Here is a 25,470-nt window from a genome sequence, read left to right on the forward strand (position 1 = left end):
GCCCGGCAGCGTCCGCAGCCCATGTCCGCCCGGCGCATCCTGCTCACCCTGCTGCTGCCGGCCGCCGTATGGCTCGGCGGCTGCGCACCGGCCGGCGGCGACGCCGGCCTCCAGGCCACGGCCCTGCCGCCCGAGGCGCTCGCCACCCTGGCGCTGATCGACGCCGGCGGGCCCTTCCCCTACCGCAAGGACGGCACCGTCTTCCAGAATCGCGAAGGCCTGCTGCCCGAACGCCCGCGCGGCTACTACCGCGAATACACCGTGCCCACGCCGGGCGCGCGCGATCGCGGCGCGCGGCGCATCGTCACTGGCGGCCGCCCGCCCGAGGTGTATTACTACACCGCCGACCACTACCGCAGCTTCCGCCGCATCGACACCGCGCCCACGCCATGACCGCCACTCCCCTGTCCTTTCTGCCGGGCGTGCATGCGCCCCCCGTGTCCGACGTGGCGGCACTGCTGGAAGCCGCGCAGGCGATCGGCGCCCGCGTGGCGCGTGTCGATCTGTCCGCCGTCGCGGACAAGGCCGGCCTGCTCGACGCACTGGCCGCGGCGCTGGATTTTCCCGGCTGGTTCGGGCGCAACTGGGATGCGCTGGCCGACTGCCTGGGCGACCTGTCCTGGGTAGACGCGGCGCAGGTGGTGGTGCTGCTCGAACATGCCGAAACCCTGCGCGGCGCGGCGCCGGACGACTACGCCACGCTGCTGGAGATCTGCGCCGAGGCGGCCGATGCACTGGCCGGCGAGGGCCGTGTGCTGGCGGTGTTCACCGTGCCATCCGGGCACTGAGCAAGCACCGCCCCGCCGCCGGGCGGGACGCGCGTCCGGGTGCTTGAAATCCATCCGGGCACACCCATCTTGGTTGCACGGGCGGACAGCACCGCCCATTCACCGACCAAGGAGAATGCATCATGGCCAACATCATCAGCCGCGATCCGTTCGAAGATATTCTGCGCGGCTTCTTCGTCCGCCCGGTCGAATTCGGCAACACGCCGGCCGAGGCTCCGCAGATGCGTGTGGACGTGCGTGAGCACAACGACGGCTACCAGGTACACGCCGAACTGCCGGGCGTGGGCAAGGAAGACATCCACGTCAGCATCGACGGCGCGGTGGTGTCGATCAGCGCCGAGCGCAAGCAGGAAAAGGAAGTGAAAGAAGGCGAACGCGTGCTGCGCACCGAACGCTACTTCGGCAAGGTTTCGCGCAGCTTCCAGCTCGGTCAGGAAATCGACGAGGAACGCGCCAGCGCACGCTTCCAGGATGGCGTGCTGGAACTCGACCTGCCCAAGAAGCAGGCCGCGCAGGCCAAGCGCCTGAGCATCCGGTAAGCGTCCCCGTCCGTCGACAGGCCCGCCGGCTTCCCCAGCGGGCCTTTTTCCCTCATCGGCCTTCCAGCAGCGCGGCCTCGACGGCCCCCACCAGTTTGCTGTCGTCCGGCAAGGTATCCGGCGCAAAGCGGCGCAGTACCCGCCCGTCCCGCCCGATCAGGAATTTCTCGAAATTCCACAGCACCTCCGGGCTGGGCTGCGGATCGATGCCGTGCTCTTTCAGCCCCGCCTCCATGGCGGCCCGCCCTTCCGCTTCCGGCAATGCCTGTGTCAGCCAGGCGTAGAGCGGATGCTTATCCGGCCCAGTGACCACCAGCTTGCTGTAGAGCGGAAATTCGACCCCATACGTAGCCGTGCAGAATGCCTGGATTTCGCTGTCGCTGCCCGGTTCCTGCCCGGCAAAATCATTCGCGGGAAAACCCAGCACCGCGAAACCCCGCTCCCGGTAGCGTTCGTGCAATTGCACCAGCCCCGCGTACTGGGACGTCAGCCCGCACCGGGAGGCTACGTTGACGATGAGCAGAACCGAACCTCTGTAGGTTTCCAGCGTGGAATCGGTTCCATCGATCCGGCGCACTGGAATGGCATGAATGTTCTTTTCCATGGAAAACTCCGATGAACAACCGCACTGCGGAATCCGTCAGATGGGCTTGGCCGCCATCACATACGCCGCCAGCAGCAAGGCCAGGTTCTGCAGGATCAGGGCGGTCTTCGGCACCGCCTTCCGCCCGGACATGAGCGTGCGCCAGGCAGCGCCGGCCGCCAGCCCATGGCCGATGAAGGCCACCAGGCCGATATAGGGGAACAGCATCAGTTTCCACGGGCCGACCAGCGTCACCAGCAGGCCGCTCAGCCCCGCAAGGCCGGCAGCGGCCTGGTCCAGGATGTAAAACACCCGCACCTTGCCGGGCTGCCCACCCGGTGCGGACGCGGCTCGCCAGGCGGCCAGGGTCCAGACGAAGGCCAGCAGCAGTGAAAGGACTGCGGTGGCGAGGTGAATGTGCTTGAAGGCAAGGTACATGGATCGTGCGTCTCCACGGCAACGGGTTTCCACCCACTCTGCCAGACCGGAAACCTATCCGATCGGCGACATGAAAAATCAGGAACACACTATATTTCCCATGAAATACGCGATCTTGTAGAATTCGCCAGAGTTCATATACGATCGGCCAAAAAATGCTATGGAGTGCCAAGCTCCATTTGAACGCTTCCAGCGGCTGGCACCGCCATGACGTCTTCGAATGGATCTTTTGCCTGAGCGACGGCGGACGGCTGGAATTCCACGGGCAACGCGACGGGCAGCAAATCGGGTTCCGCAGCGGGCGCAGCATCTGCATCGCGCCCCAGGTCGAACACCGCTTCGCCTTCGCGCCGGGCGAATCCGCCCGGCTCAAGCTGATCTGCCTGGAGGCGGCCGACATCGGCACCTTCCTGTCCCTCACGCAGGCGGCTTTCCTGTCCAGCATCCGGACAGCAGGCGCGACCTTCGCCGATCACGATCAGGCCGCCGGGGGTGGAAACCAGGACGGCACGGGCGATGCGCACGCCCTGCTGGCGCACGTTCCGGACGACGTCGGCCAGACCGACGTTCCCGGACTGCAGGTCGCCTGGGGGGCCGTCAGCCTGCTGCTGGCACTGCATGGGCAGCGGCACGTCATGTGCGGCAATCCAAAGCCCGACCGTTACCGGGAGACGATCCGCAATATCCGCGAGTGGCTCGAACCCCGCCTGGACGACACCATCGACCTCGACCGCACCGCGCGGCAGTTCGGCCTGTCGCGCAGCGTGCTGACGCGGGAGTTCCGCCGCCACACGGGCAGAAGCCTGATCGATTACTGCAATGCGCGGCGGGTGGAAAAGGCGGCGCGCATCCTGGCGGCCAGCACCCGCTCGGTCACCGCCGTGGCGCTGGAGAGCGGCTTTGCCAACCTCAGCCACTTCCACCGCCAGTTCAAGGCCAGCTACGGCATGACCCCGGCCGCATTCCGCCGCATGGTAAACGCCGGCACCAACCTCCGGCGCCCCGGTTAGAATTCCTCCTTTCCCAAGGATCGCCCGCCATGACACACACGCCCCAGAGCAGCGACGTCACCCCCGCCCGCCAGGCCGCCATCCTCGCCGAGGCGCTGCCCTACATCAAACGCTTCTTCGACAAGACCATCGTCATCAAGTACGGCGGCAACGCGATGACCGACCCGCACCTGAAGGACTGCTTCGCGCGCGACGTGGTGCTGCTCAAGCTGGTCGGCCTGAACCCGGTGGTGGTGCACGGCGGCGGCCCGCAGATCGAGAACCTGCTGGCCCGCGTGGGCAAGAAGGGCGAATTCATCCAGGGCATGCGGGTGACCGACGCGGAGACCATGGAAGTGGTCGAAATGGTGCTCGGCGGCCAGGTGAACAAGGAAATCGTCAACCTGATCAACCAGCACGGCGGCAAGGCCGTGGGCCTCACCGGCAAGGACGCCGGCTTCATCCGCGCCAAGAAGCTGCTGATGCAGAAGAAGGACGCCCCCGCGGGCGACGTGGTGGACGTCGGCCAGGTGGGCGAGATCACCGGCATCGACCCCAGCCTGATCGCCTTCCTCGACCAGGGCGACTTCATCCCGGTGATCGCCCCCATCGGCGTGGGCGAGCACGGCGAAACCTACAACATCAACGCCGACGTGGTGGCCGGCAAGCTGGCCGAGATCCTCAAGGCGGAAAAGCTGGTGCTGCTCACCAACACCCCGGGCGTGCTCGACAAGGCCGGCAACCTGCTCACCGGGCTCACCCCGCGCCAGATCGACGAACTGGTGGAGGACGGCACCCTGTCCGGCGGCATGCTGCCCAAGATCGGCTCGGCGCTGGATGCAGCGCGCAACGGCGTGAAGTCGGTGCACATCATCGACGGCCGCGTGGAGCACTGCCTGCTGCTGGAAATCCTCACCGACCACGGTGTCGGCACGATGATCAAGAGCAAGTAGGCCGCCGGACCGCTCCCCCGGACCGCGCGCTCTCCGATGGCCGCCGCGTCCGCTCCGCTGAACCGCTGGCACACGCTGCTGGCGGTGCTGATCGCCTACGGCTCGCTGTATCCGTTCGACTTCGTCCTGCCCGCGCAGCCGCTCGATGCGCTGCGCGGCATGCTCGACGACGCCGCGCTGTGGTCCAACCGGGGCGACGTGCTCGGCAACATCCTGCTGTTCCTGCCCTGGGGGCTGGCCACCGGCTGGCCCCGCCCGCCGCGCGCCGCCGCGCTCGCCGCCAGCGTGCTGGCCGGACTGGTGCTGGCGGCCATCCTGCAGATCCTGCAGCTCACCCTGCCCAGCCGCGACGCGGCGCTCTCCGACGTGCTGTGGAACGGCGTGGGCCTGCTGCTCGGCCAGTTTCTCCTTGCCCCGCGCGTGGGCATGGCATGGCAGGGCACGCGGGCCGCCGCACTGCTGCCGTGGGCGCTGGTCGCCCTGTGGGTCGCCGCCCAGGCCCTGCCCTTCGTCCCCAGCCTGGATCTGTCCCTGCTGCGCGAGCACCTGCGTGCCTTCTTCGCGCCACGGCCGCTCGCGCCCGGCGTGCTCGCCGTTGCCTTCGGCAGCGTGCTCGCCCTCGGCCACCTGGCCCACGCGGCGCTGCCCGCGTATCGCGTGGCCACGGCGCTGGCGCTGCTCCTGCCGGCGGTGCTGCTGGCCCGCCTGTCCATTGCCGGCGGCGCCCCGCACTGGCACGAGGCCGCCGCGCTGACCGCCGGCTGGGTGGCCGTGGCGCTCTTGCGCGACCCGCGCAGACTGGCGCCGGCCGCCTTCGCCGTGCTGCTCGCCGGGCTCACCCTGAACGGCCTCGCGCCCTACCGCCTGGGCGGCCCGCCGGGCGCCTTCAATTGGCTGCCTTTCGCCGGCCATCTGCACGGCAACATGCTCGCCAACCTGCGCGAACTGCTCGACACCGCCTGGGTCTGCGCCGCGCTGCTGTGGCTGGCGCATGCCATGGGCGCGCGCCTGGCCGGCGTGGGCGCCTTCCTGGTCGCCTGGGTGCTCGGGCTGGAAATCGTCCAGCTCTGGCTGCCCGGACGCAGCGCGGACCTGACCCCGGCCCTGATCGTGCTGCTGGTCGCCCTGCCCACCATCCACCTGCTGCGCGACAGCCCGCCACCGCGCGCCGATCTGCCGGCGCCGCTGCTGCGCCCGCGGGTACCCTCCGACCAGCCGCCGGCGGCCCGGGTCGAGCGCAGGCGGGCGCTGCTGTGGGCCGCGCTGGCCTGGCTGGCCGCCAGCGCCGCCCTGGTCTGGCTGATCCGTCAGCCCGGCACGCCGTACAACGTGCGCGAGCTCTTCCTCGGCAACGGCCACCCGGCCGCCATCGCGCTGTTCGCCCTGGTGCTGCCCTGGCTGGGCGCCGGCCCGCGCCTGGCGCTCGACCAGGCCACGCGCTGGCGCGCCGGGGCGCTGCTCCTGCCCGTCCTGCTGTGCGCGGCCGGGCTGGCCACCCTGCTGATGCTCGCCGGCAGCGTCACCGCCGAAAGCCTGGACGACATCGCCGGCAGCAACAACCGCTACTGGTGGGTCACCGAACGGGAGGTCTGGGGGCCGTGGTGGGCGACGCTGTTCCGCGAAACCCTGAGCGCGGAGCGGGTCGCTCCCATCGAGCGCGCGGCGCGCTTCCTTGCCCTGTACTTTCCTCCCGCCGCGCTGCTGGCGCTGGCCCTGGCAGCCTTCGACCTGCGCCTGCCACCGCGCCGCCTGGCCCTGCTCGCAGTGCCGCTGCTGCCCCTGCTGTGGCTGGCCAGGAAGGTCGCCTTCGACTGGTCGTCCACCGACAATCTCAACGAGCTGATCGCCCCGGTCGACGCCCTCGGGCTGCGCGGCGGCGTGTATCTGTACCTGCTGCTGGCCCTGTTGTGCGTGCATGTCGCGCTGCTCGCCGGCGCGCGCCGGCGCCCCTGGCCGGCCGTGCTGTGCACGCTGGCCGCGCTGCCGCTGTCGTGGTGGCTGCTCAATCAGGGGCTAGCGACGGAAGTGCACAAGTACGGGCTGGTGTATTCCGGCGCACAGTTCCTGCTCGGCGCCGACCGCCAGGCGCTGCCCGGCGACAGTGCCCTGCTGATACGCTGGCTGGCGCTGTACCTGGCCGGCACAGCCTTGCTGGCCGCCGGTGCGGCGCTGGCGCGCCGTTCCCCGCCTAATTGACCCCGGTGGTCTCCACGGCCGGGCGCCATTGCCCGGCACGCTGGAGCTTGTCGCGCAGGCCGGGCAGCGGAAAGCCGCGCGCGTAGGCGCCGTGGGCGCTTTCCAGGGCGCGCTCGTATTCCTTCAGGTCGAAATAGGCCAGACCCAGGTTGTACAGCGCGTTGGCGTCGGCAGGCGCCAGGGCGCGCGCCTCATCCAGCTTGGTGCGTGCCTGGGCGGGCTGGCGGGTGCCGATCAGGTACAGGCCGTGGATGATCTTGACCATGGGGTCGTCCGCCGCGTAACGCTCGCCGCGGTCGAACCAGCATTCGATGGTGCGCGAGGACTCGCTCGGCCGCGCGCGCTTTTCGCGCAGCGCCAGCTTCATCATCGCCATCAGTGCGCGGTGATGGTTGGGATAGACGTCCAGCGTATAGCTCAGATCGCCCCCGGGCCCCATCGAGGTGTTGCCGCCGAGCAGGTTTTCCACGGTCGGCGTGAAATGCACGCGCTCCACGATCGCGCGCTGCTCCGCGCTGGTCATGCGGTAATCGTAGGGACCGTAGTGGTTCTGGAACGGATTGCCGCAGATCGGCTCACCCAGTTGCTGGGCCATCGCCCCGCCCGACAGGGCGAGCAGCAGCGCCGGGAGAATCCGGCGGAGCGTATCCGGCATGCACGTCATGTTTTTCCCCTGCTGATCCCTGAGAGTCGGGCAACTGGGCGGAAAGGGTACGCAACCAGCAGGCGGTTTGCCGTGCAACTTCATCACGCCAGGGCGCACTGGAAAAGGTGTGGTCGGCCTCCGGCAGGCGATGGATGGCGGAGGGCGGATGCAGCGTTCCCCAGGCCGCGCCGGCCAGTACCTGCTCGAACTCCTGCGCGACGTAGTCGCGCCCGCTGAGGATCAGCAGGCGGGGAAGCCCCCCCGTCCACAGGGCCGCGAGCATTCTTTCCGGCAAGGGCAGCGCGGCCTGGGCGACGGCGCGCGCCTCTCCCTGCGTGGCCGGCGCGGACCCGCGCAGCTGGGCGAGACGCTGGCGGATCTCGCCCAGCGCGCGCCCCAGCGCCACGCCGCCGCCCGCCAGCTTCTTCCAGAAGGCCACGGAGAACAGACGGCGCAGGTAGTAGTGCCACAGGTAGGTCCTGGCCTCGCCCGCCTCGGTGCGCACCCAGGGGTTGAGCAGCACCAGGCCGGCCACGCGGCGATCCGTCGGCGCGTAGAACGCCGCCGCGCTCGCCCCGTCGCACAGCCCCCACAACACCACGCCGCGCAATCCCGGCACCCGTTCGTGGAAGGTATCCAGCGCCGCGCGGAGATCGTCGTCGATCTCCTCGAAACCGCACGCCGCGCCGCTCGAATCGCCCATGCCACGGTAGTCGAAGCGCATGCAGGGGATGCCCTCCCCGGCCAGATGGCGGGCCAGCAGGGCGAACTGGCGATGGCTGCCCACGCGGTACTGCGGGCCGCCCACGACGATCAGCACGCCCAGCCCAGCGGCCCCGGCAGCCTCGTCGGCGGGCGTGCTGACGAGGCCGAGCAGGGATTCGCCCCGGCATTCGAAGAAAAAGGCGGACTCCCGCACGCTCATGCCCGCAACCCGTTCAGCGCGTCGAGGGAATGGTCCACCAAGGCCGGCGGCGCCTCGATCTCCTGCGTCTGCCAGAATGCCGCGCCCGGCACGACATGGCCCTGCACGGCCACGCCGGCCGCTTCCAGCCTGCCGCGCAGGGCGAGCAGGGCCGGGCTGAGTTCGGTACGCCCTTCGGCGCCCATTTCCAGCAGCACGACGGGGCTGATGTACCCAGCCGGCAGTTCGAAGGCGCTGGTTTCCATGCCGCGCGCCAACAGGGGAGACAAGGTATAGCCGGCGATCTCCACGCACTCGCCGCGTTCCAGCCCGGCGCGCACCGCCTTCATCGATGCCTGCGCGTCGGCTTCCGCCAGCATGTCCGCGGCTCCCCGCAGGCGCAGGAACTGGGTGAGATGCTGCCGGCCGCCGGACACGGGCTGCCACAGCAGCAGGGCCGGGGCTTCCGCCGAGGCGCGCAGCCAGTCCGCCGCCAGCAGGCTGCCCGCGCGCAGGGACCAGACCACGCGTATGCCGCCGGCGCGCGCGCACAGCCAGTCCCAGGCCAGTTGGAGATCGTCGAGCCAGTCCTGCCAGCGGGCTTCCGCCAGTTCGCCCTCGCTGTCGCCGCAGCCCATCAGGTCGGGCTGCAACACCAGCCAGCCCCGCGCGGCGAAGGCACGCGCGGCCAGCGCGGCCATGCGCCGCGACTTGTTCATTTCCTCGGCGAACGGGGGAGCGTAGAGAATGGTGCCCAGCGCTTGACCGGGCGGCCGGCTGGCAATGCAGAAACGCCGGCCGCGGGGGGAATCGAGGAAAAAGGCTTCGCGCGCGATCTCCACGATATCCGGCCTATGGGGCTGGCACACCTCAGCCCAGCTTGCCCTCGACGAAGGCCACCAGGGTGCCTACCGTGGCGAAGGTGGAACCATCGATTTCGTCATCCTCGACGATGAAATCGAAGCGTTCCTCGAGCAGGTTCAGCACGCCCACCACGGCCATCGAATCGAGTTCCGGCAACGCGCCGAGCAAGGGAGTGTCCGCATCGAAACCTGCTGCTCGGCCGCCCAGACTCAGCACTTCGTCGATGACGGCCAACACTTCCTGTCTGATATCCAATTCACGGCTCCGGGTGAAGTTCAACGACATGCCGTGACGGATTGTACTTTCGCCCGGAATGCTGGCCGCTATTATAAATCGGACACCGGCTCCCACCCCGGTACTATTGCCTTATCGATACCCGCCTGCCGATGACCGGACCCTCTCCCTCCCCCTCCCTGCGGCAACGGATGCGCCAGAACATCCGGCTTCTCGGCTGGGTGGACGGCCTGCTGCTGATGGCCTCCCGCCTGCTCGAACGCCTGTCCGGGGGGCGGGCGCGGATCGTCCGCTACCACCTGATCGCCCAGCCCACCCGCCACGCCCTGCCGTTCAAGGCGGCCGGCAGCCCGTTCAGCGAGACGGCCTTCTGCCACCCGGATTCTCCCGCCGTGGCGGGTTTCCCCAGGGCGGGGGAAGTCATCGCGGCGCGTTTCCGGCGCGGGCACGAATGCCTGTGCACCCGGGTTGGCGGCGAATTCGCCGGTTTCCTGTGGCTTGCGCGCGCGCAGTACGACGAAGATGAAGTGCGCTGCCGCTACCGGCTGCTCGCGCCGGAGCGCAGCGCGTGGGACTACGATGTCTACGTAGCCCCCGAATTCCGTATCGGCCGCAGCTTCTTCCGCCTGTGGGAACGGGCCAACGCGCATCTGGCGGCTCAGGGCATCGACTGGTCCTTCTCGCGCATCTCCGCCTTCAACGCCGATTCGCTGAAGTCCCACGCCCGCCTCGGTGCCCGGCGGCTCGGCAGCGTCAGCTTCCTCTGTATGGGAAGCGCGCAGCTCACCGTCGCGCGCGCGTTGCCGTTCCCCCACGTGCATCTCTCCCTGTCCGATCGGTCCCGCCCCCGCCTGGACCTGCGCCCCCCCGATCACGAGGAGTACTCCAGCGGATGGTTCCACCCCACCAGACTCCAACACCCGCCGTCGTAATCGGCCTGTGCGCGCACGGCCTGGGTCTGGTCCGCGACCTGGCCAGGGCCGGCGTCCCGGTCATCGGCCTGGAAGCGAACGCCGGCCTGCCGGGCATGCGCAGCCGGTATGGCGACTTCCGGCTGATCCCCGACATCAACGGCCCCGCCCTGCTCGACAGCCTGGACGACCTGGCCGACACCTTGCCCGCCGGCATCCGCCCGGTATTGATCCTGACCAACGACCGCATGGTCCGCACGGTGGGCGAGGCCGCCGCGCGGGTCGCCCGCCGTTACCGCTTGTCCTGGGCGGCGAGCGCCGAACGGCTGCTGCCGCTGCTGAACAAGGACGCCATCGAGGCGCGCTGCCTGGCGACCGGGCTCGCCTACCCGGCATCCCGCCTCGTCACCGGGCTGGACGCTTTGGCGAACGCGGCCGGCGAACTGGGCTTTCCGGTGATCGCCAAGCCCGTCCAGCCGCTCTCCGCGCTCAAGACCCTGGTCGCCGCCTCTGCCGACGAACTCGCCGCAGCCAGCACTCAACTGCGGGAATGCCTGCCGCTCTTGCTGCAGACCTACATCCCCGGCGGCGACGAACGGGTGCGCTTCGGCGCCCTCTACCTCGACCACGGCCGCATCGTCGCCCGCTTCGAAGGCCGCAAGCTGCACTCCCGCCCGCTGGGCCACACCACCATCGCGCTCTCCGAGCCCGACGACGCCATCCACGAACTCACCCGGCGCTTCTTCGACGGACTGGCCCTCTCCGGCCCCGTCTCGCTGGAAGTCAAACACGCGCCGGACGGTTCGCCATGGGTCATCGAGCCCACCGTCGGCCGTACCGACTTCTGGTCCAGCCTGTGCAGCGCCAACGGCGTCAACCTCGCGCTGATCGAATACCGTTGCACACTCGGGCAGCCCATCCCGCCCGCTACGCAGAGCGGTTCCCGCGTATGGATCAACGGCGAACGCTTTCCCGCCGCCCTGCCGTGGCTGGCCCGGCACGCCCCGCAGGCGCTGCGCCAGGGCGCGCGCGGCGTGTATCTCGACCTGCGCGACCCCATGCCCTTCCTGGCCTCCGCCGCCCTTGCCCTGGGCGCCCTGCCGCAACGGGCCGGCCGAAAGCTGCGCAAGCTGCTGGCGAATTGAGCCGGCCCGCGCCCCAGCGGACATTTTCCGCACGAATCCGCCCGTCTGTTCGCTAGACTCGCCCCTCTCACCGCGTCGAACCCGGACACCCCATGCCGATGAACGCCACCCACCTGCTGCACGACCTGATCCTGTCCGCCGCGCGGCGCGCGCCCGACGCCCCCGCGCTCACCCAGCCGGGCGGCACGCTCAACTACGGCGAACTGGCCGGCGCGCTGCGCGCCTTCGCCGACGGGCTGCGCGCCCTCGGCCTGGAGCGCGGCGAGCGCGTCGCGGTCTTCCTCGACAAGCGCTTCGAGACGGTCATCGCCAGCTTCGGCGCCAGCGCCGCCGGCGGCGCCTTCGTGCCGGTGAACCCGGTGCTCAAGGCCGAGCAGGTGGCCTACATCCTGCGCGACTGCAACGTGCGCGTGCTGGTCACCAGCGCGGAGCGCCTGCACGGGCTGCGCGCCGAACTGGCGCACTGCCACGACCTGCGCCACGTCGTGCTGGTCGGCGGCGGCGAACTGCCGCCGCTGCCGCCCGGTATCGCCATGCACCGCTGGGACGCCCTGCTCGACGCGCCCCTGCCGGCCAACGGCCACCGCGTCATCGACGGCGATCTCGCCGCCATCCTGTATACCTCCGGCAGCACCGGGCGCCCCAAGGGCGTGGTGCTCTCCCACCGCAACATGGTGGCCGGCGCCCAGAGCGTCGCGCAGTATCTGGAAAACCGCGCGGACGACACCCTGCTCGCCGCCCTGCCGCTGTCCTTCGACGCCGGCTTCTCGCAGCTCACCACCGCCTTCCATGCCGGCGCGCGCGTGGTGCTGCTCAACTACCTGCTGCCGCGCGACGTGCTCAAGGCCGTCGAACGCGAGCGCGTCACCGGCCTCACCGCCGTGCCGCCGCTGTGGATCCAGCTCGCCCAGTTGGACTGGCCGGCGGGCGCCGGCGAACACCTGCGCTACTTCGCCAACACCGGCGGGCGCATGCCGCTGGACACCCTGACCCGGCTGCGCGAGCGCCTGCCGCGCGCGCGCCCCTACCTGATGTACGGCCTCACCGAAGCCTTCCGCGCCACCTACCTGCCGCCCGGGGAAGTGGACTGCCGCCCCGACTCCATCGGCAGGGCCATCCCCAACGCCGAGGTGCTGGTGCTGCGCGAGGACGGCAGCGAATGCGCGCCCAACGAACCCGGCGAACTGGTGCAGCGCGGCGCGCTGGTGGCGATGGGCTACTGGAACGATGCGGAAAAGACCGCCGAACGCTTCAAGCCGCTCCCCGCCCAGGCCCCGGGGCGCCAGCCCGGCCTGATGCTGCCGGAGATCGCCGTGTTCTCCGGCGACACCGTGCGCCGCGACGAGGACGGCTACCTGTACTTCATCGGCCGGCGCGACGAGATGATCAAGACCTCCGGCTACCGCGTCAGCCCCACCGAGGTGGAGGAAATCCTCTACGCCACCCGCCTGGTGGGCGAATGCGCGGCCTTCGGCGTGGCCCACGACACCCTCGGGCAGAGCATCGTCGTGGTGGCCAGCGCGCCGCCCGGCGGTGTGCTCGACCCCGCCGTGCTGCTCGCCGAATGCCGCGCGCGCATGCCCGCCTACATGGTGCCCGCGCAGGTGCATGTGCGCGCAGGCGCGCTGCCGCGCAACCCCAACGGCAAGATCGACCGCAACGCGCTGCGTGCCGAACTGCCGGCCTGAATCCACGGACCCCGCACGATGAATACCCCCGGCAAACCGGCGCACGCGCCGATGAAGCACTTCCACAGCGCCGACGGCGAACTGCTGATCGGCGGCATCCCGCTGCGCCGGCTGGCCGCGCGCGTGGGCAGCACGCCCTTCTACGCCTACGACCGCGGCCTGCTCGACGACCGCGTGCGCACGCTGCGCGCCGCGCTGCCGCCCGAAGTGCGCCTGCACTACGCCATGAAGGCCAACCCCATGCCGGCGCTGGTCGGCCATATGGCCGGGCGGGTGGACGGCATCGACGTGGCCTCCGGCGGCGAACTCAAGGTGGCCCTGGACGCCGGCACCGATCCGGCCGAGATCAGCTTCGCCGGCCCCGGCAAGCGCGCGGCCGAACTCGAACAGGCGGTGGCCGCCGGGGTGCTGGTCAATGTGGAATCCTTCCGCGAACTGCCCCTGCTCGCCGCTGCCGCCGAGCGCCTGGGCCTGCCAGCGCGCGTGGCGGTGCGCGTCAATCCGGATTTCGAACTGAAATCCTCCGGCATGAAGATGGGCGGCGGCCCCAAGCAGTTCGGCGTGGACGCCGAACAGGTGCCTGCCCTGCTCGCCGAAATCGCCGCCGCCGGGCTGGCCTTCGAGGGCTTCCACCTGTTCGCCGGCTCGCAGAACCTGCGCGCCGAGGCCATCGTCGAGGCCCAGCAGAAAAGCTTCGAACTGGCCCTGCGCCTGGCCGCGCAGGCCCCCGCGCCGGTGCGCGTGCTCAACCTGGGCGGCGGCTTCGGCATCCCCTACTTCCCCGGCGAGGAACGCCTGGATCTCGCCCCCATCGGTGCCAACCTGCAACAACTCGTCGAGCGCGCCGCCGGGGAACTGCCACAGGCCGCGCTGACCATCGAGCTGGGCCGCTACCTGGTGGGCGAGGCCGGGGTGTACGTCTGCCGCGTGCTCGACCGCAAGGTCTCGCGCGGGCGCACCTATCTGGTCACCGACGGCGGCCTGCACCACCATCTGGCGGCCTCCGGCAACTTCGGCCAGGTGATCCGCAAGAACTACCCGGCCGCCGTCGGCACGCGCATGGACGCGGCGCCCGGCGAAGACGCCAGCGTGGTCGGCCCGCTGTGCACGCCCCTCGACCTGCTCGCCGAACAGATGCCGCTGGGCCACGCGCAGGAGGACGATCTGCTGGTGATCTTCCAGTCCGGCGCCTACGGCGCCAGCGCCAGCCCGGAACGCTTCCTGGGCCATCCGGCGGTGGTCGAGGTGCTGGTTTAGCCGCCGGGATCGCCTTCCTCCCGTCCGTGGAGGCGTGCCGAGGTGGGGGCGTGATGCAGGGCCCCGCCCCCACCGGTACAACTTTGCACCGGATGAACAATGTCACGGCCGGCGCCATGTCGGCGCCGGCAGGCGGGGGCCTTTTGCTAACCTTGCCCAGGCATCCGTTTCGCATCGCCTGCCGGGGTTTCCATGTCCGCATCCCTCGTCGGCCTGTTGCAGGCCGACGCCGCTCCACTTCCCACTCTGCCGCCGGCACTGACCCGTACCCTGTTCGGCGGCGGCGCGCTGGGCAGCGCCCCGGGCTACGACCTCCTCACCGACGGCCCGCTGATCTGCGCCGCGCGCGGGCAAGCTGAACTGCCCGGCATCGATGCCGCCGGCGGGCAGGCGGCCGGCTGGCTGGCGGCCTGGCGCCGCCATGCCGAAGGCGCGGCCGACGGTGCGCGCGGGCGCTTCGCCGTGGCGATCATCGACACCCGCGCCGCCTCGGTATGGCTGGCGGTGGACCGCTTCGCCACCTGGCCGCTGTGCCATGCCGCCGACGCGCACCACTTCGCCTTTTCCGACCGCGCCGACGCGGTGCCGGGCGAAGCCCGCGCGCTCGATCCGCAGGCCATCTTCGACTACCTGTTCTTCCACGTCATCCCCGCCCCGCGCACGGTATTCGACGGAGTGGCCCGCCTGCCGGCCGGGCACTGCGCGCACTGGCACGACGGCCGCCTGAACGTGCGGCGCTGGTGGATGCCGCGCTTCGAGGAACCCGCCACCGACGACTTCGCCGCGCGCCGCGCGGAATTCCTCGGCCTGGTCGAACAGTCCGTGGCGCACGCCGCACAGGGCGCCGAATGCGGCGCATTTCTGTCCGGCGGCACCGACAGTTCGACGGTCTCCGGCATGCTGTGCAAGGTGCTCGGCAAGCCGGCGCGCACCTGGTCCATGGGCTTCGACGCCGAGGGCTACGACGAGATGGCCTACGCACGCATCGCCGCGCGCCATTTCGGCACCGAGCACCACGAGTACTACGTGACGCCCGACGACCTGCTCGACGGCATCCCGCGCGTGGCCACGCACTACGACCAGCCCTTCGGCAACTCCTCGGCGGTGCCGGCGTGGATCTGCGCGCGGCGCGCGCGCGAAGCCGGCGTGCAACGCCTGCTGGCCGGCGACGGCGGCGACGAACTGTTCGGCGGCAACACGCGCTATGCCCGCCAACGCATCTTCGGCCTCTACGAGCACCTGCCCGCCGCGCTGCGCGGCGGCGTGCTGGAACCGCTGCTGGGCGGCCCGCTCGGCCGCCTGCCGCTGGCGCGCAAGGGCGCCAGCTACGTCGAGCAGGCGCGCGTGCCGCTGCCGGACCGCCTGCAGAGGTACAACCTGCTGCTGCGCCTGGGCACGCGGGAGGTGTTCGAGGCCGATTTCCTGGCCCGCGTGGACACCGACGCCCCCTTCGCCCGCCAGCGCGAGGTGTGGGCGCACAGCGCCGGGGCCGCGCAGATCAACCGCCTGCTGGCCTACGACTGGGTGTTCACGCTGGCCGACAACGACTTGCCCAAGGTAGTCGGCACCACCGCGCTGGCCGGCCTGGAGGTGGCCTTTCCGCTGCTCTCCGACGATCTGGTGGATTTCTCCCTGCGCCTGCCGCCGTCCTGGAAACTCAAGGGGCTGAACCTGCGCTGGTTCTTCAAGGAAGCCCTGCGCGGCTTCCTGCCCGACGAGATCCTCGCCAAGAAGAAGCACGGCTTCGGCCTGCCCTTCGGCGTGTGGGCCTGCCGGCACGACGGCCTGCGCCGCCTGGCCGCCGACGCGCTGGGCACGCTGGCCGGGCGCGGCATCGTGCGCCCGGCGTTCATCGACGAACTGCTCGCCCGCCACCTGCCCGCCCACCCCGGCTACTACGGCGAGATGGTGTGGATTCTCACCATGCTCGAACTGTGGCTGCGTGCCCACCCCGGCGCGGCCCTGCCCGGGCACCCCGCGCCATGACCTCGGTGCGCCGCGCGCTGGCCTTCTCGATGGCCGAGCGCTATGCGCTGATCGCGCTCTCGCTGGCCGGCAACATCCTCGTCGCCCGCCTGCTCACCCCGGAAGAGATCGGCCTGTTCTCGGTCGCCCTGGCGCTGATCGGCATCGCCCAGGTGCTGCGCGACTTCGGCGTGGGCAACTTCCTGATCCAGGAGCGCGAACTCAACGACGAACACATCCGCACCGCCTTCGGCTTCTCGCTGGTCATCGGCGCCGCGCTGTTCGTGCTGGTGTTCGCCGCTGCGCCGCTGGCCGGCGGGTTCTACCGCGACGCGCGCATCGTGGACACCATCCGCATCGGTGCGCTCAACTTCCTGGTGCTGCCGTTCTGCTCCATCTCCGTCGCCCTGCTGCGCCGCGAGCTGCAGTTCAAGCGCCTCGCGGCGGTCAACCTGGTGGCCGCGCTGGTCGGCTTCGCCGTCACCATCACCCTGGCGCTGCGCGGCTTCGGCGCCAACGGCCTGGCCATCGGCGCGCTGGCCGGCAACCTGGCCACCGGCGCGGGCGCCTGGCTGGCGCGCAGCGAGCGCCGCGTGCTGCTGCCCTCCTTCGGCGAATGGCGCAAGCTGCTGCACTTCGGCGCGCGCAGTTCGGCGGCCAACGTGGTCACCAGCATCTCCATGGACATCAACGACCTGGCCATCGGCCGCATCCTCGGCTTCGGCCCGGTGGCGATGATCAGCCGCGCACAGGGGCTGATGAACCTCTTCCACCGCGACGTGATGAGCGCGGTGCGCAACGTGGCCTATCCGGCGTTCGCCCGCGCCTTCCGCGAAAACGACGACCTGGAGGCCCGCCATGCCCACGCGGTGGCGGCGGTGACCGTGCTGGCCTGGCCGTTCTATGCCTTTGCCGCGCTCCACGCGCTGGAACTGCTGCGCCTGCTGTTCGGCCCCCAGTGGGACGCCGCCGCGCCGCTAGTGCCGTGGTTCTGCCTGGCCGGCGCGGCGGGCGCCACCTGCTCGCTGGTCATTCCGCTGCTCACCGCGCGCGGGCGCATCGATCTGGCCACGCGCATCGATCTGGTCATCCAGCCCATCCGCGCGGTGGTGCTGGTCGGCGGGGTGATCGCCTTCCAGAACATGCTGAGCTTCGCGATCCTGTTCGCCGCCTTCTTCGTGCTCTCGGTGCCCTACATCTACCGCGTCAAGGCGCGCGGCCAGGCCAACGACCTGCCGGCCCTGTTCGGCGGCCTGAAGAAGAGCCTGCTGGTCACCGCCGCCTGCATGCTGCCGCCGCTGCTGGTGCTGCTCGCCCCCCAGGGCGGCGGCATCGCCCGCCTGCTGCTGTCCGCCACCCTGTGCGCGCTGGCCTGGGTGGCGGCGGTGGCCCTTTTCCGCCATCCGCTCGCCGACGAGCCCCTGTTCCGCCGCGCGCTGCGCATGCTGCGCCCCGGATGGAACTGATCCCGCTTCGAGTCCCTGCAAATGAACAGCGCCCTGCTCATTCCCGCCTTCCTCGTCCTCAACCTCGCCCTGGCGCTGTACCTGCTGCACAAGCTGCGCAAGGTGCATCTGGCCAGCTACCGCATCGAAAGTACACTGAACGCGCTGAAGGACGAATCGGACGCCTTGTTCCACCAGTTCCAGGCCTATCAGGCCCTCGTACAGCTGATCCGCCCCGAAAAACCCCTGCCGCCGCTGCGCGGCTGGGCCGCCTCGCCGGACTTCCTGCAGCACGTCGCCAGCCACGTGCTGGCCGCGGCGCCGCGCACCATCGTCGAATGCGGCGCCGGGTCGAGCACCGTGGTGCTGGCCTATTGCTGCCGCGCCAACGGACAGGGGCGCGTGTTCAGCCTGGAGCACGACCCGCGCCATGCGCGCCGCGTGCGCCGCCTGCTCGCCGCGCACGGCCTGGACCGCTGGGCCTGGGTGGTGGATGCCCCGCTGCAGGCCGACACGGAAGGCGGCGCGCCCTGGTACGCGCTGGACGCCCTCGAACTCGCCGAGCCCATCGACCTGCTGGTGATCGACGGCCCACCCGCCGCCATCGGCGCGCTGGCGCGCTACCCGGCGCTGCCCCGCCTGCACGGGCAGCTGTCCGCGCGCTGCCACGTCTTCCTCGACGATGCCGCGCGCCCCGACGAGCGTGCCGTGGTACGCCGCTGGCTGGCGGAATATCCCGGTTTCACCGCCCACGACCTGCCCGCCGAAAAAGGCTGCGTCCTGCTCTCGCCCACAGGGGCCGGAACATGACCGGCGCGACCGTCCTGCTCGCCACCTACAACGGCGCCGCCACGCTGCTGCGCGTGCTCGAAGCGCACACGCTGCTCGAAGCGCCGCGCGGCGGATGGCGGCTGGTGGTCATCGACAACGCCTCCACCGACGACACCCCGGCCATCCTCTCGCGCTACGCCGGGCGCCTGCCGCTCACCGTGCTGCGCACCGGGCGGCGCGGCAAGAACCTCGCCCTGAACCTGGGCCTGCAGCACGCCAGCGGCGATCTGGTCGTGTTCACCGACGACGACGCCCCGCCCGCGCCGGACTGGCTGGCCGCGCTGTGCCGCTGCGCCGCAGAGCAGCCGGACTACGACATCTTCGGCGGGCGCATCGAGGCGCTGTGGCCCCACGAGCCGCCGGAATGGATCGGCCGCCTGGTCAACCTGGGCGCCACCTTCGCCATCACCCCGGCCGGACTGGCCAGCGGACCGATCCCCGCCGCACAGGCCTGGGGCGCCAACATGGCCATCCGCCGGCGCGTGTTCGACCAGGGCCAGCGCTTCGACGAGGGCGTCGGCCCGGCCGCCGGCAACTACGTGATGGGCAGCGAGGTGGAATTCACCGGCCGCCTGGAGCGCCTGGGCCACCGCGCGTGGTTCTGCGCGCAGGCGCGCGTAGGCCATTTCATCCGCCCGCACCAGCTGTCGCGCGAATGGATCGTCGGGCGCGCCTACCGCCTCGGCCGCCACATGTTCCACCAGGAGCGCCCGGCCTTGCGCGCCGATGAGCGTCTGCTGCTCGGCGCGCCGCGCTGGAAGTACCGCCGCCTCCTCGACGAACAGCTGCGCCGCCTGCTTGCCCGCCTGCGCCGCGACCACGACGCCGCGTTCACCGCCGACTGGGAAGCTGCCCTGCTGCGCGGCTATCTCCACGAAGCCCGCCAAGCCACGCGGAGCGCGCCATGAAGATCGCCCTGCTGTGTTCCGGCCTGGGCCACGTGGCGCGCGGCCACGAAGTCTTCGCGCGCGGCCTGTTCGATCTGCTGCGCGGCGAGGTGGACATCACCTTGTTCAAGGGCGGCGGCGAGCCCGCCGAACGCGAGGTGGTGGTCGCCAACCTGCCGCGCCGCGCGGCCTGCCTAGAGCGCATCCACTTTACCGGCTCGCCGCACTGGGCCGAGGCCATCCGCGAACAGGAACGCTGCCGCATCGAGGCGCTCACCTTCGCCTACGCCGCGCTGCGCCCGCTGCTCGAAGGCGGCTACGACATCCTGCACTGCCTGGAGCGCGAGGTCTGCGAGGTGCTGTACGCCCACCGCCACCTGTTCGCCCGCGTGCCGCGCATCGTGTTCTCCAACGGCGGGGCCATCCCCGCCCGCAGCCTGCCGCCCTGCGACCACGTGCAGGAGCACAGCGCCTGGAACCTGCGCCAGAGCGCGCGCGGCAAGGCCTTCCTGATCCCCCACGGCGTAGACCCGCAGCGTTTCCACCCCGGCGTGCCGGCGGGCGATTTCCGCACGCGCCACGGCATTCCCGCCGACGCGCCGGTGGCGATCAGCGTGGGCACCCTCTGCTACTGGCACAAGCGCACCGACCACGTGATCCGCGAAGTCGCCGCGCTGCCCGGCTGGCACCTGATCGCCGCCGGCCAGGAAAACGAGGACAGCCCGGCGATCAAGGCCCTGGCGGAAAGGCTGATGCCGGGGCGCGCGCACTTCGTCACCCTGGCCCACGAGGACCTGCCGCAGGCCTACGCCGCCGCCGACGTATTCGTGCTCGGCTCGCTGTTCGAGACCTTCGGCATCGCCTACATCGAGGCGCTGGCGATGGGCCTGCCGGTGTTCTGCACCCGGCACCCCAACCAGCAGGCGATCGTGCAGGAAGGCGTGTTCCTCGACATGAAGCAGCCCGGCGCGCTCACCGCCGCGCTGCGCGACACCCCCGCCGCGCGCCTGGACGAACTGCGCGCGCGCGGGCCGCAGATCGTCCAGCGCGACTACGACCTGCGCGTGCTGCGCGCGCAGTACCTGCAACACTACCGGCGCATTGCCGCCACGCCCGCGCAACTGCCGGCCTGGACGCTGCGCCGGCGCATCGCCGCCAACCTGCGCAATCTGCTGGGGCGCGCGGGACGGGTGTTCGGGGTCTGAAGCGGGACGGGTTTTCCGGCGCCGTGTATTCCACGGGGGACTGCGATCCAGCCGGTTCCGGCGTTCATGGCACCGCCCGTCGGCTCATACGCGCCCGCCCCTCGGGTTCCCGCGCCGGAAACCGCTCCGCCGGCCGGGCCGGAACTCGGGCGCTGCGCGCCCTCAGACAGCCGGCCCGGACTTCCCCGGCAAAGCGGCTCCCGGCACGGCGGTCGCAAAATCGCCGACGAGCAGTGCCATGAACGCCTTGCATCGTCGCCCGCGCACGTTGGCGGACCAGGGCAACGGAAAGGCCGGGGCCTGCGTGCGCAGACAGTGTCTGCGCAATCGGCCACGCCAGGTAGAACTGGCGCATCTGCTCGATGTTGCGTCGAGAAAAGCCACGCCCGAATCGCTGCGTCAGATCTTTTGCCAGACGCTCGATCAACGATTCCCAATCGCCGGAATGGCACTACTGCACGTGGAGTTCATGGGTATGGACATCGGCGATTTCGCTCCCGCCGCGCCGGGGCGCTCTGCCGGAGAAGTCCGGGCCAGCTGTCCGAGGGCGCGCAGCGCCCGAGTTCCGGCCCGGCCGGCAGAGCGCCCCCCGGCGCGGGAACCCGAAGGGCGGGAGCGCATGAGCCGAGGGCCATGCCCATGAACGCCCCCTCGGACGACCTCCCACACAGGGCCGCCGTACCGGCGCACACCGGTCCAACCTGGCCGGCGAACGCCTCCGCAGCACGGGGTTCAGCGCCCGCCACCTCCACCCAGCGCCTTCAGACTCGCCGCCAGCCAATACACAGCGGCCCGCCAGCGCAGCGGATCGTGGCGCAAAGCGGTGCGATAGGCCTGTGCCGCCAGCCGGGGCGAGCCGCCGTGGTAATGGCCGTAGCCGAAATCCATCGCCAGCTTGGTCAGGCGCCGCGCCAGCGCGCGCGGCGCGACGCGGGTGCCGTCCGGCGCGGCCGCGCCCCATTCGCGCAGCGCGCGCTCGACCACCAAATACTCGTAATTGACCGGCTTGGGCCGGTTGGTCAGGCTGCCGGGCACGGCGCGGTAGAAGGAATACACCCCGGCCAGCTGGTCGATGCGGCACAGGCGCGAGGCGCACAGCCAGTAATGGTAGTCCTCGCCGTTCTTCAGTTCCGGGTCGAAGCCGCCCACGGCCTCGGCGATCTCGCGGCGGATCATCACCGTGGAGGTATGCACGATGCAGTCGAGCAGCAGTTGTGGATAGATCCAGCCGGAACGCGCCGCGTTGATCCCGCCGTCCACCACCTGCGGACGCGGCGGCGGACGATAGCCGCCGTCGGCGTCCGGCCGCCACACCAGCCAGCGGTGATACACCAGCCCGACTTCCGGGTGCGCGCGCAGGTACGCCACCTGCGCCGCCAGCTTGCCGGGGAACCAGCCGTCGTCGGCGTCCAGAAAGCAGATCAGTTCGCCGCGCGCCGCGCGCAGCCCGGTGTTGCGCGCGGCCGCCACGCCGGCGTTGTCCTGGCGGACGATGCGCACCTCGGGCGCGGCCGCGCGCACCAGTTCGGCCGTGCCGTCCTGCGAGCCGTCGTCGACCAGCACGATCTCCAGCGCCGCGTAGTCCTGCGCGCGCACGCTGGCGATGGCCTCCAGCACGTAATCGGCGGCGTTGTAGGCGGGGATCACCACCGACACCAACGGCAGGCCGGCGGCGGCCGTGCCGCGCGGTGCATCGGCGGGCAGATCGGCGGCGTTCACCGTTCCGGCTCCATGCCGCCGGACGGGCGCAGCGCCGCCAGCGGCAGCTTGGCGAGCGCCAGCAGGTTGCGCGCGCGCCGGCCGAAACGCAGCGCCTGCGCGTGGCGGCGCGCGGCCTCGCCCAGGCGGCGGTGCTGGCGGCAGCGCCAGCCCCAGTCGAACAGCACGCCGGCCATGTGGTCGCGGATGCACGCGCGCTCCGCGTCCGCCAGGCCGGGATAGTCCAGCATCAGGCGGTAGGCGGCCAGTTGCATGGGCGCATGCTCGGCGGCACTGGCCGAGGATTCGAAAGAGATGTTGGCGTCGTGCAGGCGGTAGCGGATGTGCTCGCCCGGCAGGCAGGCCGCCGGCCAGCGCCGCGCCAGGCGCACCCAGAACTCGTAGTCCTCGGCGATGCGCAGTTGCTCGTCCATCCGTTCGCGCGCGGCCTCGCGGCGCAGCACCACCGAGGACAGGTTGAAGTAGCAGCCGTGCTCCAGCAGATGGGCGAACCAGCCGGGGCCGTAGCCGCGCACGCCGCCGGCCTCGAAGGCCAGTGGGGCCTGCGCCAGCTTGCGCTCGAAGTTGGGGCCCATGTAGTCCACCGCCACGCCGTCCTGCTCATAGCGCGCGCGGCCGAACACCAGCCCGAGTTGCGCATGCGCGGCGAACGCGGCGGCGGCGGCGGCCAGGTGGCCGGGCAGGTAAGCGTCGTCGGAATCCAGCAGGGCCACCAGTTCGCCATCGGCGGCCAGCATGCCGGTGTTGCGCGCGCCGGCCGGGCCCTTGGCGCGCGCGTTGGCGAGCACGCGCACGGGTTTGCCGGCATACGCCTCGGCCAGCCATTCGAGCGTGCCGTCGGTGGACCCGTCATCGACCACGATCACTTCGACCTCCAGCCCCGGCTCGCCCTGCGCGAGCGCCGAGTCGATGGCCTCGCCGAGCAGGTGGCGGCGGTTGAAGGTGGGGATGACGACGGAGATCTTCATGCGTCCACCGTGACGGGCGCGCGCTGGCGCAGGTTGTCCAGCATGCGCAGGCCGAAGCGCCAGCGCGGGCGGTCCCAGGCGGTGAAGCGGGCGAGCTGGAAGAAATCCGCGCCGGCGGCATTCACCCCCGGCCGGGTGGACAGTGCGGCGTCGAAGCCCAGTTCGCGCACCATGTCCACGTGCGCGCGGCGGTAGTCCGCGCCGGGTTTGCCGTTGGGGTAGGCGAACAGCGCCACGCGCTCGCCCAGGATGTTCTCCAGCAACGCGCGGCCCTCGGCGATTTCGCGGCGCGCTTCGTCCGCATCGGTGCGTGCGAGGATGGGATGGGTGAGCGTATGCGCGCCGACGTCCATGCCGGCGGCACGCAGCGTGCGCAACTGGGTGCTGGTGAGCATCAGGTCGGTGGGCAGGTCGGCACCGCAACGCCCGGCCACGCGCTGCACCACGGCCGCGCGCTCGGGCGGCGGCAGGTGCTTCACCGCCGGGATCAGCCGGGCGAGCGCGGCGCGGCGGGCTTCCACGCCGTCCAGCGGCAATTCGGGCAGGTCGGCGATGCCGGCATCCAGCGCGGTCAGCCGGGTGGCGCGCACGGCCTCGATCAGCGTGTCGTTCCACATGCGCCCGCCGTCCAGGAAGCCGCTGGCGATGAAGAAGGTGGCGTGCAGGCCGTGGCGGCGCAGCAGCGGCACGGCCTGCAGCAGGTTGTCGGCGTAGCCGTCGTCGAAGGTGATCGCCGCGGCGCGCGCCGGCAGGCGGCCTGCGCGCAGGCGGACGAGCGCGTCGGCGAGCGGCAGCACGTTGAACCACTGGCGCAGCCAGCCGAGCAGCGCGTCGAAGCGGCGCACGTCGGGTTCGTCGGGGAACAGCGGGTCCGGCGCGGCCAGCACGCGGTGGAAGATCAGGATGCTGAGCGCGCCGCCCGGTCCCGGCGGCGCGGCCAGGCGCATCGCCAGGCGCAGGCTCATGAGGTACGGCTCCGCGCTGCCGTGCCGGCCGGAGAAGCGGGGGCCGGGGGCACGCGCCGGCGCAGGCCGGCGTATTCGAGCAGCGTGCCCGGCGGGTCGCGCTCCCAGCCGCGCGTTTCCACCCAGCGGCGCGCCAGCACCACCATCACCAGCATGTTGTAGGGCAGGTCGAAGTACGACAGGCTGAGGAAGGCGCCGCCCGCGGCGAAGCCGATCAGCGCCACCTGCACCATCGCGCCCAGGTCGGCGGCCCAGCGCGCCTGCGGCAGGTCGCGCGCGTTGCGGCGCAGCCAGCTCGCGCTGCGGTAGGTGGACAGCCACATCGCCAGATACAGGAACAGCCCGCCGAAGCCGTGATTGCCGAGGATCTGGAAGTAGATGCTGTGCGCGGCGATGACGAAGTTGTTGTAGGTGCCGTACAGATCGAAGAAGTGCTGGTGCTGATAGCTCATGCCGCCGCCGAAGAAATGCGCGCGCGCCACCTCGAAGGCGACGATCCAGCCGTTGATGCGGCCCATCGCCGATTCGTCCTCCTGGTACTCGGAGATGGTCGCCATGCGGTCCCACCACTCCTGCGGCATCATCGGCAGCATGATGAGCGCGACGAAGGCGATCAGCACGCCCATCAGCCCCTTCTTCTCACTGCGCCACCAGAACACCGCGCCCATGGCGATCATCGCCAGCAAGGCGCCGCGCGAATGCGAGCCGGCCGCCGCCGCCGCGCACAGCAGCATGGTCAGTGTGAGGCCGTGGCGCAGCCAGCGCGACTGCGCCTGCATCTGCAGGAAGTGCAGCAGCGGAATGGTGACGATGAGCGCCAGCGCGAAGGCGTTGTTGTCGTAGATGAAGGAGTCGATCGGCCCCCACACGCGATGGCTGCCGCCGGTGAGCACGGTGAACAGCCCGCCCTTGAGGCCCAGCAAAGCCAGCGAGCCGACGGTGACCCAGGCGAAGGCCATGATGTGGTGGCGGTTGTCGAGCAGCATCAGGGCGACGAAGGTCATCAGGTAGATCTTCATCACCTTGTCCCACTGCGGGTAGTCGCCCACCGGGTCCACGCCGAACAGCCAGGACAGCGTGACCCACACCGCGAAGGCGAGGAACCACCACACCGGCGCGCCCTTGAAGGGATGGCTGCGCTCGCGGGTGAACAGCAGGCCGATCAGCGTGACCAGCGCGGCCACCATGGCCACCGGCGCGGTGTAGGCGATGCCCCAGGCGTAGCGGTGCGGATTCATGATGCTCAGCCAGGTCCACAGCATCACGCCGATCCACGGCCGGCGCAGCGCCAGCAGCGCGGCGACGGCGACGATGGCGAGGATCAGCAGATCGCGCATGTCCGCTCCGGCT

At 70.8% G+C, this 25,470-nt stretch carries 26 protein-coding genes; 15 read left to right on the forward strand and 11 right to left on the reverse strand.

Annotated elements, in window-relative coordinates:
- Positions 1 to 21 precede the first annotated feature (21 nt).
- From E6C76_RS13645 to E6C76_RS13655, 3 genes are all read left to right on the forward strand, one after another.
- Complete coding sequence (locus E6C76_RS13645; protein ID WP_136348793.1) at positions 22 to 393, forward strand: ribonuclease domain-containing protein; 372 nt, start codon at positions 22 to 24, stop codon at positions 391 to 393.
- Positions 390 to 788 carry a barstar family protein gene (locus E6C76_RS13650; RefSeq protein WP_136348794.1) on the forward strand — a complete coding sequence of 133 codons (399 nt, stop codon included), beginning with the start codon at positions 390 to 392 and terminating at the stop codon, positions 786 to 788. The genes E6C76_RS13645 and E6C76_RS13650 overlap by 4 nt, the downstream gene beginning before the upstream one ends.
- Before the next feature lie 122 nt (positions 789 to 910).
- Positions 911 to 1,327, forward strand: coding sequence for an Hsp20/alpha crystallin family protein (locus E6C76_RS13655; protein WP_136348795.1), 417 nt, complete (start codon positions 911 to 913; stop codon positions 1,325 to 1,327).
- Between the two features lie 52 nt (positions 1,328 to 1,379).
- Here the strand turns inward: E6C76_RS13655 and E6C76_RS13660 are convergent, their stop codons facing one another.
- Together E6C76_RS13660 and E6C76_RS13665 are read right to left on the reverse strand one after the other, a co-directional pair.
- The gene (locus E6C76_RS13660; protein ID WP_136348796.1) at positions 1,380 to 1,931 is read right to left on the reverse strand and encodes a glutathione peroxidase; all 552 of its coding nucleotides are present in this window, start codon (positions 1,929 to 1,931) and stop codon (positions 1,380 to 1,382) included.
- A 36-nt stretch (positions 1,932 to 1,967) separates the two neighbouring features.
- Positions 1,968 to 2,348 carry a hypothetical protein gene (locus E6C76_RS13665; RefSeq protein WP_136348797.1) on the reverse strand — a complete coding sequence of 127 codons (381 nt, stop codon included), beginning with the start codon at positions 2,346 to 2,348 and terminating at the stop codon, positions 1,968 to 1,970.
- Positions 2,349 to 2,527: 179 nt separating this feature from the next.
- Between E6C76_RS13665 and E6C76_RS13670 the strand changes: the two genes are divergently transcribed.
- From E6C76_RS13670 to E6C76_RS13680, 3 genes are read left to right on the forward strand one after another with little or no spacing between them, the layout of a single operon-like run.
- Entirely contained in the window at positions 2,528 to 3,358 is an 831-nt protein-coding gene (locus E6C76_RS13670) for an AraC family transcriptional regulator (RefSeq protein ID WP_168734341.1), read from the forward strand.
- 29 nt (positions 3,359 to 3,387) lie between these two features.
- On the forward strand, positions 3,388 to 4,290 hold the full coding sequence (argB, locus tag E6C76_RS13675) for an acetylglutamate kinase (protein WP_136348799.1): 903 nt from the start codon (positions 3,388 to 3,390) through the stop codon (positions 4,288 to 4,290).
- Positions 4,291 to 4,326: 36 nt separating this feature from the next.
- Complete coding sequence (locus E6C76_RS13680; protein ID WP_136348800.1) at positions 4,327 to 6,486, forward strand: VanZ family protein; 2,160 nt, start codon at positions 4,327 to 4,329, stop codon at positions 6,484 to 6,486.
- On the opposite strand, the gene E6C76_RS13685 is transcribed toward E6C76_RS13680, so the two are convergent.
- From E6C76_RS13685 to E6C76_RS13700, 4 genes are read right to left on the reverse strand one after another with little or no spacing between them, the layout of a single operon-like run.
- Entirely contained in the window at positions 6,479 to 7,141 is a 663-nt protein-coding gene (locus E6C76_RS13685) for a tetratricopeptide repeat protein (RefSeq protein WP_136348801.1), read from the reverse strand. The two genes, E6C76_RS13680 and E6C76_RS13685, sit on opposite strands and share 8 nt — an antisense overlap.
- Positions 7,062 to 8,057, reverse strand: coding sequence for a hydrolase 1, exosortase A system-associated (locus E6C76_RS13690; RefSeq protein ID WP_136348802.1), 996 nt, complete (start codon positions 8,055 to 8,057; stop codon positions 7,062 to 7,064). Before E6C76_RS13690 ends, E6C76_RS13685 begins: the two co-directional genes overlap by 80 nt.
- Positions 8,054 to 8,878: a hydrolase 2, exosortase A system-associated gene (locus E6C76_RS13695; protein WP_230976281.1), complete on the reverse strand. Its 825-nt coding sequence runs from the start codon at positions 8,876 to 8,878 to the stop codon at positions 8,054 to 8,056. Before E6C76_RS13695 ends, E6C76_RS13690 begins: the two co-directional genes overlap by 4 nt.
- 28 nt (positions 8,879 to 8,906) lie before the next feature.
- The gene (locus E6C76_RS13700) at positions 8,907 to 9,155 is read right to left on the reverse strand and encodes an acyl carrier protein (RefSeq protein ID WP_211090228.1); all 249 of its coding nucleotides are present in this window, start codon (positions 9,153 to 9,155) and stop codon (positions 8,907 to 8,909) included.
- A 170-nt stretch (positions 9,156 to 9,325) separates the two neighbouring features.
- On the opposite strand from E6C76_RS13700, the gene E6C76_RS13705 reads away from it, so the two are divergent.
- The 9 genes from E6C76_RS13705 (at position 9,326) to E6C76_RS13745 (ending at position 20,468) form a co-directional block, all read left to right on the forward strand.
- On the forward strand, positions 9,326 to 10,066 hold the full coding sequence (locus tag E6C76_RS13705) for a GNAT family N-acetyltransferase (protein ID WP_211090229.1): 741 nt from the start codon (positions 9,326 to 9,328) through the stop codon (positions 10,064 to 10,066).
- Positions 10,027 to 11,190 carry a hypothetical protein gene (locus E6C76_RS13710; RefSeq protein WP_136348804.1) on the forward strand — a complete coding sequence of 388 codons (1,164 nt, stop codon included), beginning with the start codon at positions 10,027 to 10,029 and terminating at the stop codon, positions 11,188 to 11,190. The genes E6C76_RS13705 and E6C76_RS13710 overlap by 40 nt, the downstream gene beginning before the upstream one ends.
- A 98-nt stretch (positions 11,191 to 11,288) precedes the next feature.
- Positions 11,289 to 12,878, forward strand: a complete 1,590-nt coding sequence (locus E6C76_RS13715; protein WP_136349232.1) for an acyl-CoA ligase (AMP-forming), exosortase A system-associated — start codon at positions 11,289 to 11,291, stop codon at positions 12,876 to 12,878.
- An 18-nt stretch (positions 12,879 to 12,896) separates the two neighbouring features.
- Entirely contained in the window at positions 12,897 to 14,135 is a 1,239-nt protein-coding gene (locus E6C76_RS13720) for a pyridoxal-dependent decarboxylase, exosortase A system-associated (RefSeq protein WP_136348805.1), read from the forward strand.
- A gap of 192 nt (positions 14,136 to 14,327) precedes the next feature.
- On the forward strand, positions 14,328 to 16,121 hold the full coding sequence (locus tag E6C76_RS13725) for an asparagine synthetase B family protein (RefSeq protein WP_136348806.1): 1,794 nt from the start codon (positions 14,328 to 14,330) through the stop codon (positions 16,119 to 16,121).
- Positions 16,118 to 17,566, forward strand: coding sequence for a lipopolysaccharide biosynthesis protein (locus tag E6C76_RS13730; protein ID WP_136348807.1), 1,449 nt, complete (start codon positions 16,118 to 16,120; stop codon positions 17,564 to 17,566). The genes E6C76_RS13725 and E6C76_RS13730 overlap by 4 nt, the downstream gene beginning before the upstream one ends.
- A 21-nt stretch (positions 17,567 to 17,587) precedes the next feature.
- Positions 17,588 to 18,355, forward strand: a complete 768-nt coding sequence (locus E6C76_RS13735; protein ID WP_136348808.1) for a class I SAM-dependent methyltransferase — start codon at positions 17,588 to 17,590, stop codon at positions 18,353 to 18,355.
- On the forward strand, positions 18,352 to 19,284 hold the full coding sequence (locus E6C76_RS13740) for a glycosyltransferase family 2 protein (RefSeq protein WP_136348809.1): 933 nt from the start codon (positions 18,352 to 18,354) through the stop codon (positions 19,282 to 19,284). The genes E6C76_RS13735 and E6C76_RS13740 overlap by 4 nt, the downstream gene beginning before the upstream one ends.
- Complete coding sequence (locus E6C76_RS13745; RefSeq protein ID WP_136348810.1) at positions 19,281 to 20,468, forward strand: glycosyltransferase family 4 protein; 1,188 nt, start codon at positions 19,281 to 19,283, stop codon at positions 20,466 to 20,468. The genes E6C76_RS13740 and E6C76_RS13745 overlap by 4 nt, the downstream gene beginning before the upstream one ends.
- A 64-nt stretch (positions 20,469 to 20,532) precedes the next feature.
- On the opposite strand, the gene E6C76_RS13750 is transcribed toward E6C76_RS13745, so the two are convergent.
- From E6C76_RS13750 to E6C76_RS13770, 5 genes are all read right to left on the reverse strand, one after another.
- A complete protein-coding gene (locus tag E6C76_RS13750) occupies positions 20,533 to 20,895 on the reverse strand; it encodes a DUF1016 N-terminal domain-containing protein (protein WP_136348811.1) in 363 nt (120 codons plus the stop codon).
- 305 nt (positions 20,896 to 21,200) lie between these two features.
- Entirely contained in the window at positions 21,201 to 22,187 is a 987-nt protein-coding gene (locus E6C76_RS13755; protein WP_136348812.1) for a glycosyltransferase family 2 protein, read from the reverse strand.
- Entirely contained in the window at positions 22,184 to 23,155 is a 972-nt protein-coding gene (locus tag E6C76_RS13760) for a glycosyltransferase family 2 protein (protein WP_136348813.1), read from the reverse strand. Before E6C76_RS13760 ends, E6C76_RS13755 begins: the two co-directional genes overlap by 4 nt.
- A complete protein-coding gene (locus tag E6C76_RS13765) occupies positions 23,152 to 24,120 on the reverse strand; it encodes a polysaccharide deacetylase family protein (protein WP_136348814.1) in 969 nt (322 codons plus the stop codon). Before E6C76_RS13765 ends, E6C76_RS13760 begins: the two co-directional genes overlap by 4 nt.
- Positions 24,117 to 25,457, reverse strand: coding sequence for a putative O-glycosylation ligase, exosortase A system-associated (locus E6C76_RS13770; RefSeq protein WP_136348815.1), 1,341 nt, complete (start codon positions 25,455 to 25,457; stop codon positions 24,117 to 24,119). The genes E6C76_RS13765 and E6C76_RS13770 overlap by 4 nt, the downstream gene beginning before the upstream one ends.
- Between the last annotated feature and the right edge of the window lie 13 nt (positions 25,458 to 25,470).

The organism is Pseudothauera nasutitermitis (assembly GCF_004801295.1).
GTDB classification, from domain to species: Bacteria; Pseudomonadota; Gammaproteobacteria; order Burkholderiales; family Rhodocyclaceae; genus Pseudothauera; species Pseudothauera nasutitermitis.

What these genes read in the sequence shown, in the direction of transcription:
- E6C76_RS13660 (WP_136348796.1), bottom strand. Translation starts at nt 1,931, where the DNA reads ATGGAAAAGAACATTCATGCCATTCCAGTGCGCCGGATCGATGGAACC.
- E6C76_RS13770 (WP_136348815.1), bottom strand. Translation starts at nt 25,457, where the DNA reads ATGCGCGATCTGCTGATCCTCGCCATCGTCGCCGTCGCCGCGCTGCTG.
- E6C76_RS13710 (WP_136348804.1), top strand. Translation starts at nt 10,027, where the DNA reads ATGGTTCCACCCCACCAGACTCCAACACCCGCCGTCGTAATCGGCCTG.
- E6C76_RS13650 (WP_136348794.1), top strand. Translation starts at nt 390, where the DNA reads ATGACCGCCACTCCCCTGTCCTTTCTGCCGGGCGTGCATGCGCCCCCC.
- E6C76_RS13720 (WP_136348805.1), top strand. Translation starts at nt 12,897, where the DNA reads ATGAATACCCCCGGCAAACCGGCGCACGCGCCGATGAAGCACTTCCAC.
- E6C76_RS13725 (WP_136348806.1), top strand. Translation starts at nt 14,328, where the DNA reads ATGTCCGCATCCCTCGTCGGCCTGTTGCAGGCCGACGCCGCTCCACTT.
- E6C76_RS13735 (WP_136348808.1), top strand. Translation starts at nt 17,588, where the DNA reads ATGAACAGCGCCCTGCTCATTCCCGCCTTCCTCGTCCTCAACCTCGCC.
- E6C76_RS13765 (WP_136348814.1), bottom strand. Translation starts at nt 24,120, where the DNA reads ATGAGCCTGCGCCTGGCGATGCGCCTGGCCGCGCCGCCGGGACCGGGC.
- E6C76_RS13740 (WP_136348809.1), top strand. Translation starts at nt 18,352, where the DNA reads ATGACCGGCGCGACCGTCCTGCTCGCCACCTACAACGGCGCCGCCACG.
- E6C76_RS13685 (WP_136348801.1), bottom strand. Translation starts at nt 7,141, where the DNA reads ATGCCGGATACGCTCCGCCGGATTCTCCCGGCGCTGCTGCTCGCCCTG.
- E6C76_RS13715 (WP_136349232.1), top strand. Translation starts at nt 11,289, where the DNA reads ATGAACGCCACCCACCTGCTGCACGACCTGATCCTGTCCGCCGCGCGG.
- E6C76_RS13760 (WP_136348813.1), bottom strand. Translation starts at nt 23,155, where the DNA reads ATGAAGATCTCCGTCGTCATCCCCACCTTCAACCGCCGCCACCTGCTC.
- E6C76_RS13730 (WP_136348807.1), top strand. Translation starts at nt 16,118, where the DNA reads ATGACCTCGGTGCGCCGCGCGCTGGCCTTCTCGATGGCCGAGCGCTAT.
- E6C76_RS13690 (WP_136348802.1), bottom strand. Translation starts at nt 8,057, where the DNA reads ATGAGCGTGCGGGAGTCCGCCTTTTTCTTCGAATGCCGGGGCGAATCC.
- E6C76_RS13665 (WP_136348797.1), bottom strand. Translation starts at nt 2,348, where the DNA reads ATGTACCTTGCCTTCAAGCACATTCACCTCGCCACCGCAGTCCTTTCA.
- argB (WP_136348799.1), top strand. Translation starts at nt 3,388, where the DNA reads ATGACACACACGCCCCAGAGCAGCGACGTCACCCCCGCCCGCCAGGCC.
- E6C76_RS13655 (WP_136348795.1), top strand. Translation starts at nt 911, where the DNA reads ATGGCCAACATCATCAGCCGCGATCCGTTCGAAGATATTCTGCGCGGC.
- E6C76_RS13705 (WP_211090229.1), top strand. Translation starts at nt 9,326, where the DNA reads ATGCGCCAGAACATCCGGCTTCTCGGCTGGGTGGACGGCCTGCTGCTG.
- E6C76_RS13645 (WP_136348793.1), top strand. Translation starts at nt 22, where the DNA reads ATGTCCGCCCGGCGCATCCTGCTCACCCTGCTGCTGCCGGCCGCCGTA.
- E6C76_RS13680 (WP_136348800.1), top strand. Translation starts at nt 4,327, where the DNA reads ATGGCCGCCGCGTCCGCTCCGCTGAACCGCTGGCACACGCTGCTGGCG.
- E6C76_RS13745 (WP_136348810.1), top strand. Translation starts at nt 19,281, where the DNA reads ATGAAGATCGCCCTGCTGTGTTCCGGCCTGGGCCACGTGGCGCGCGGC.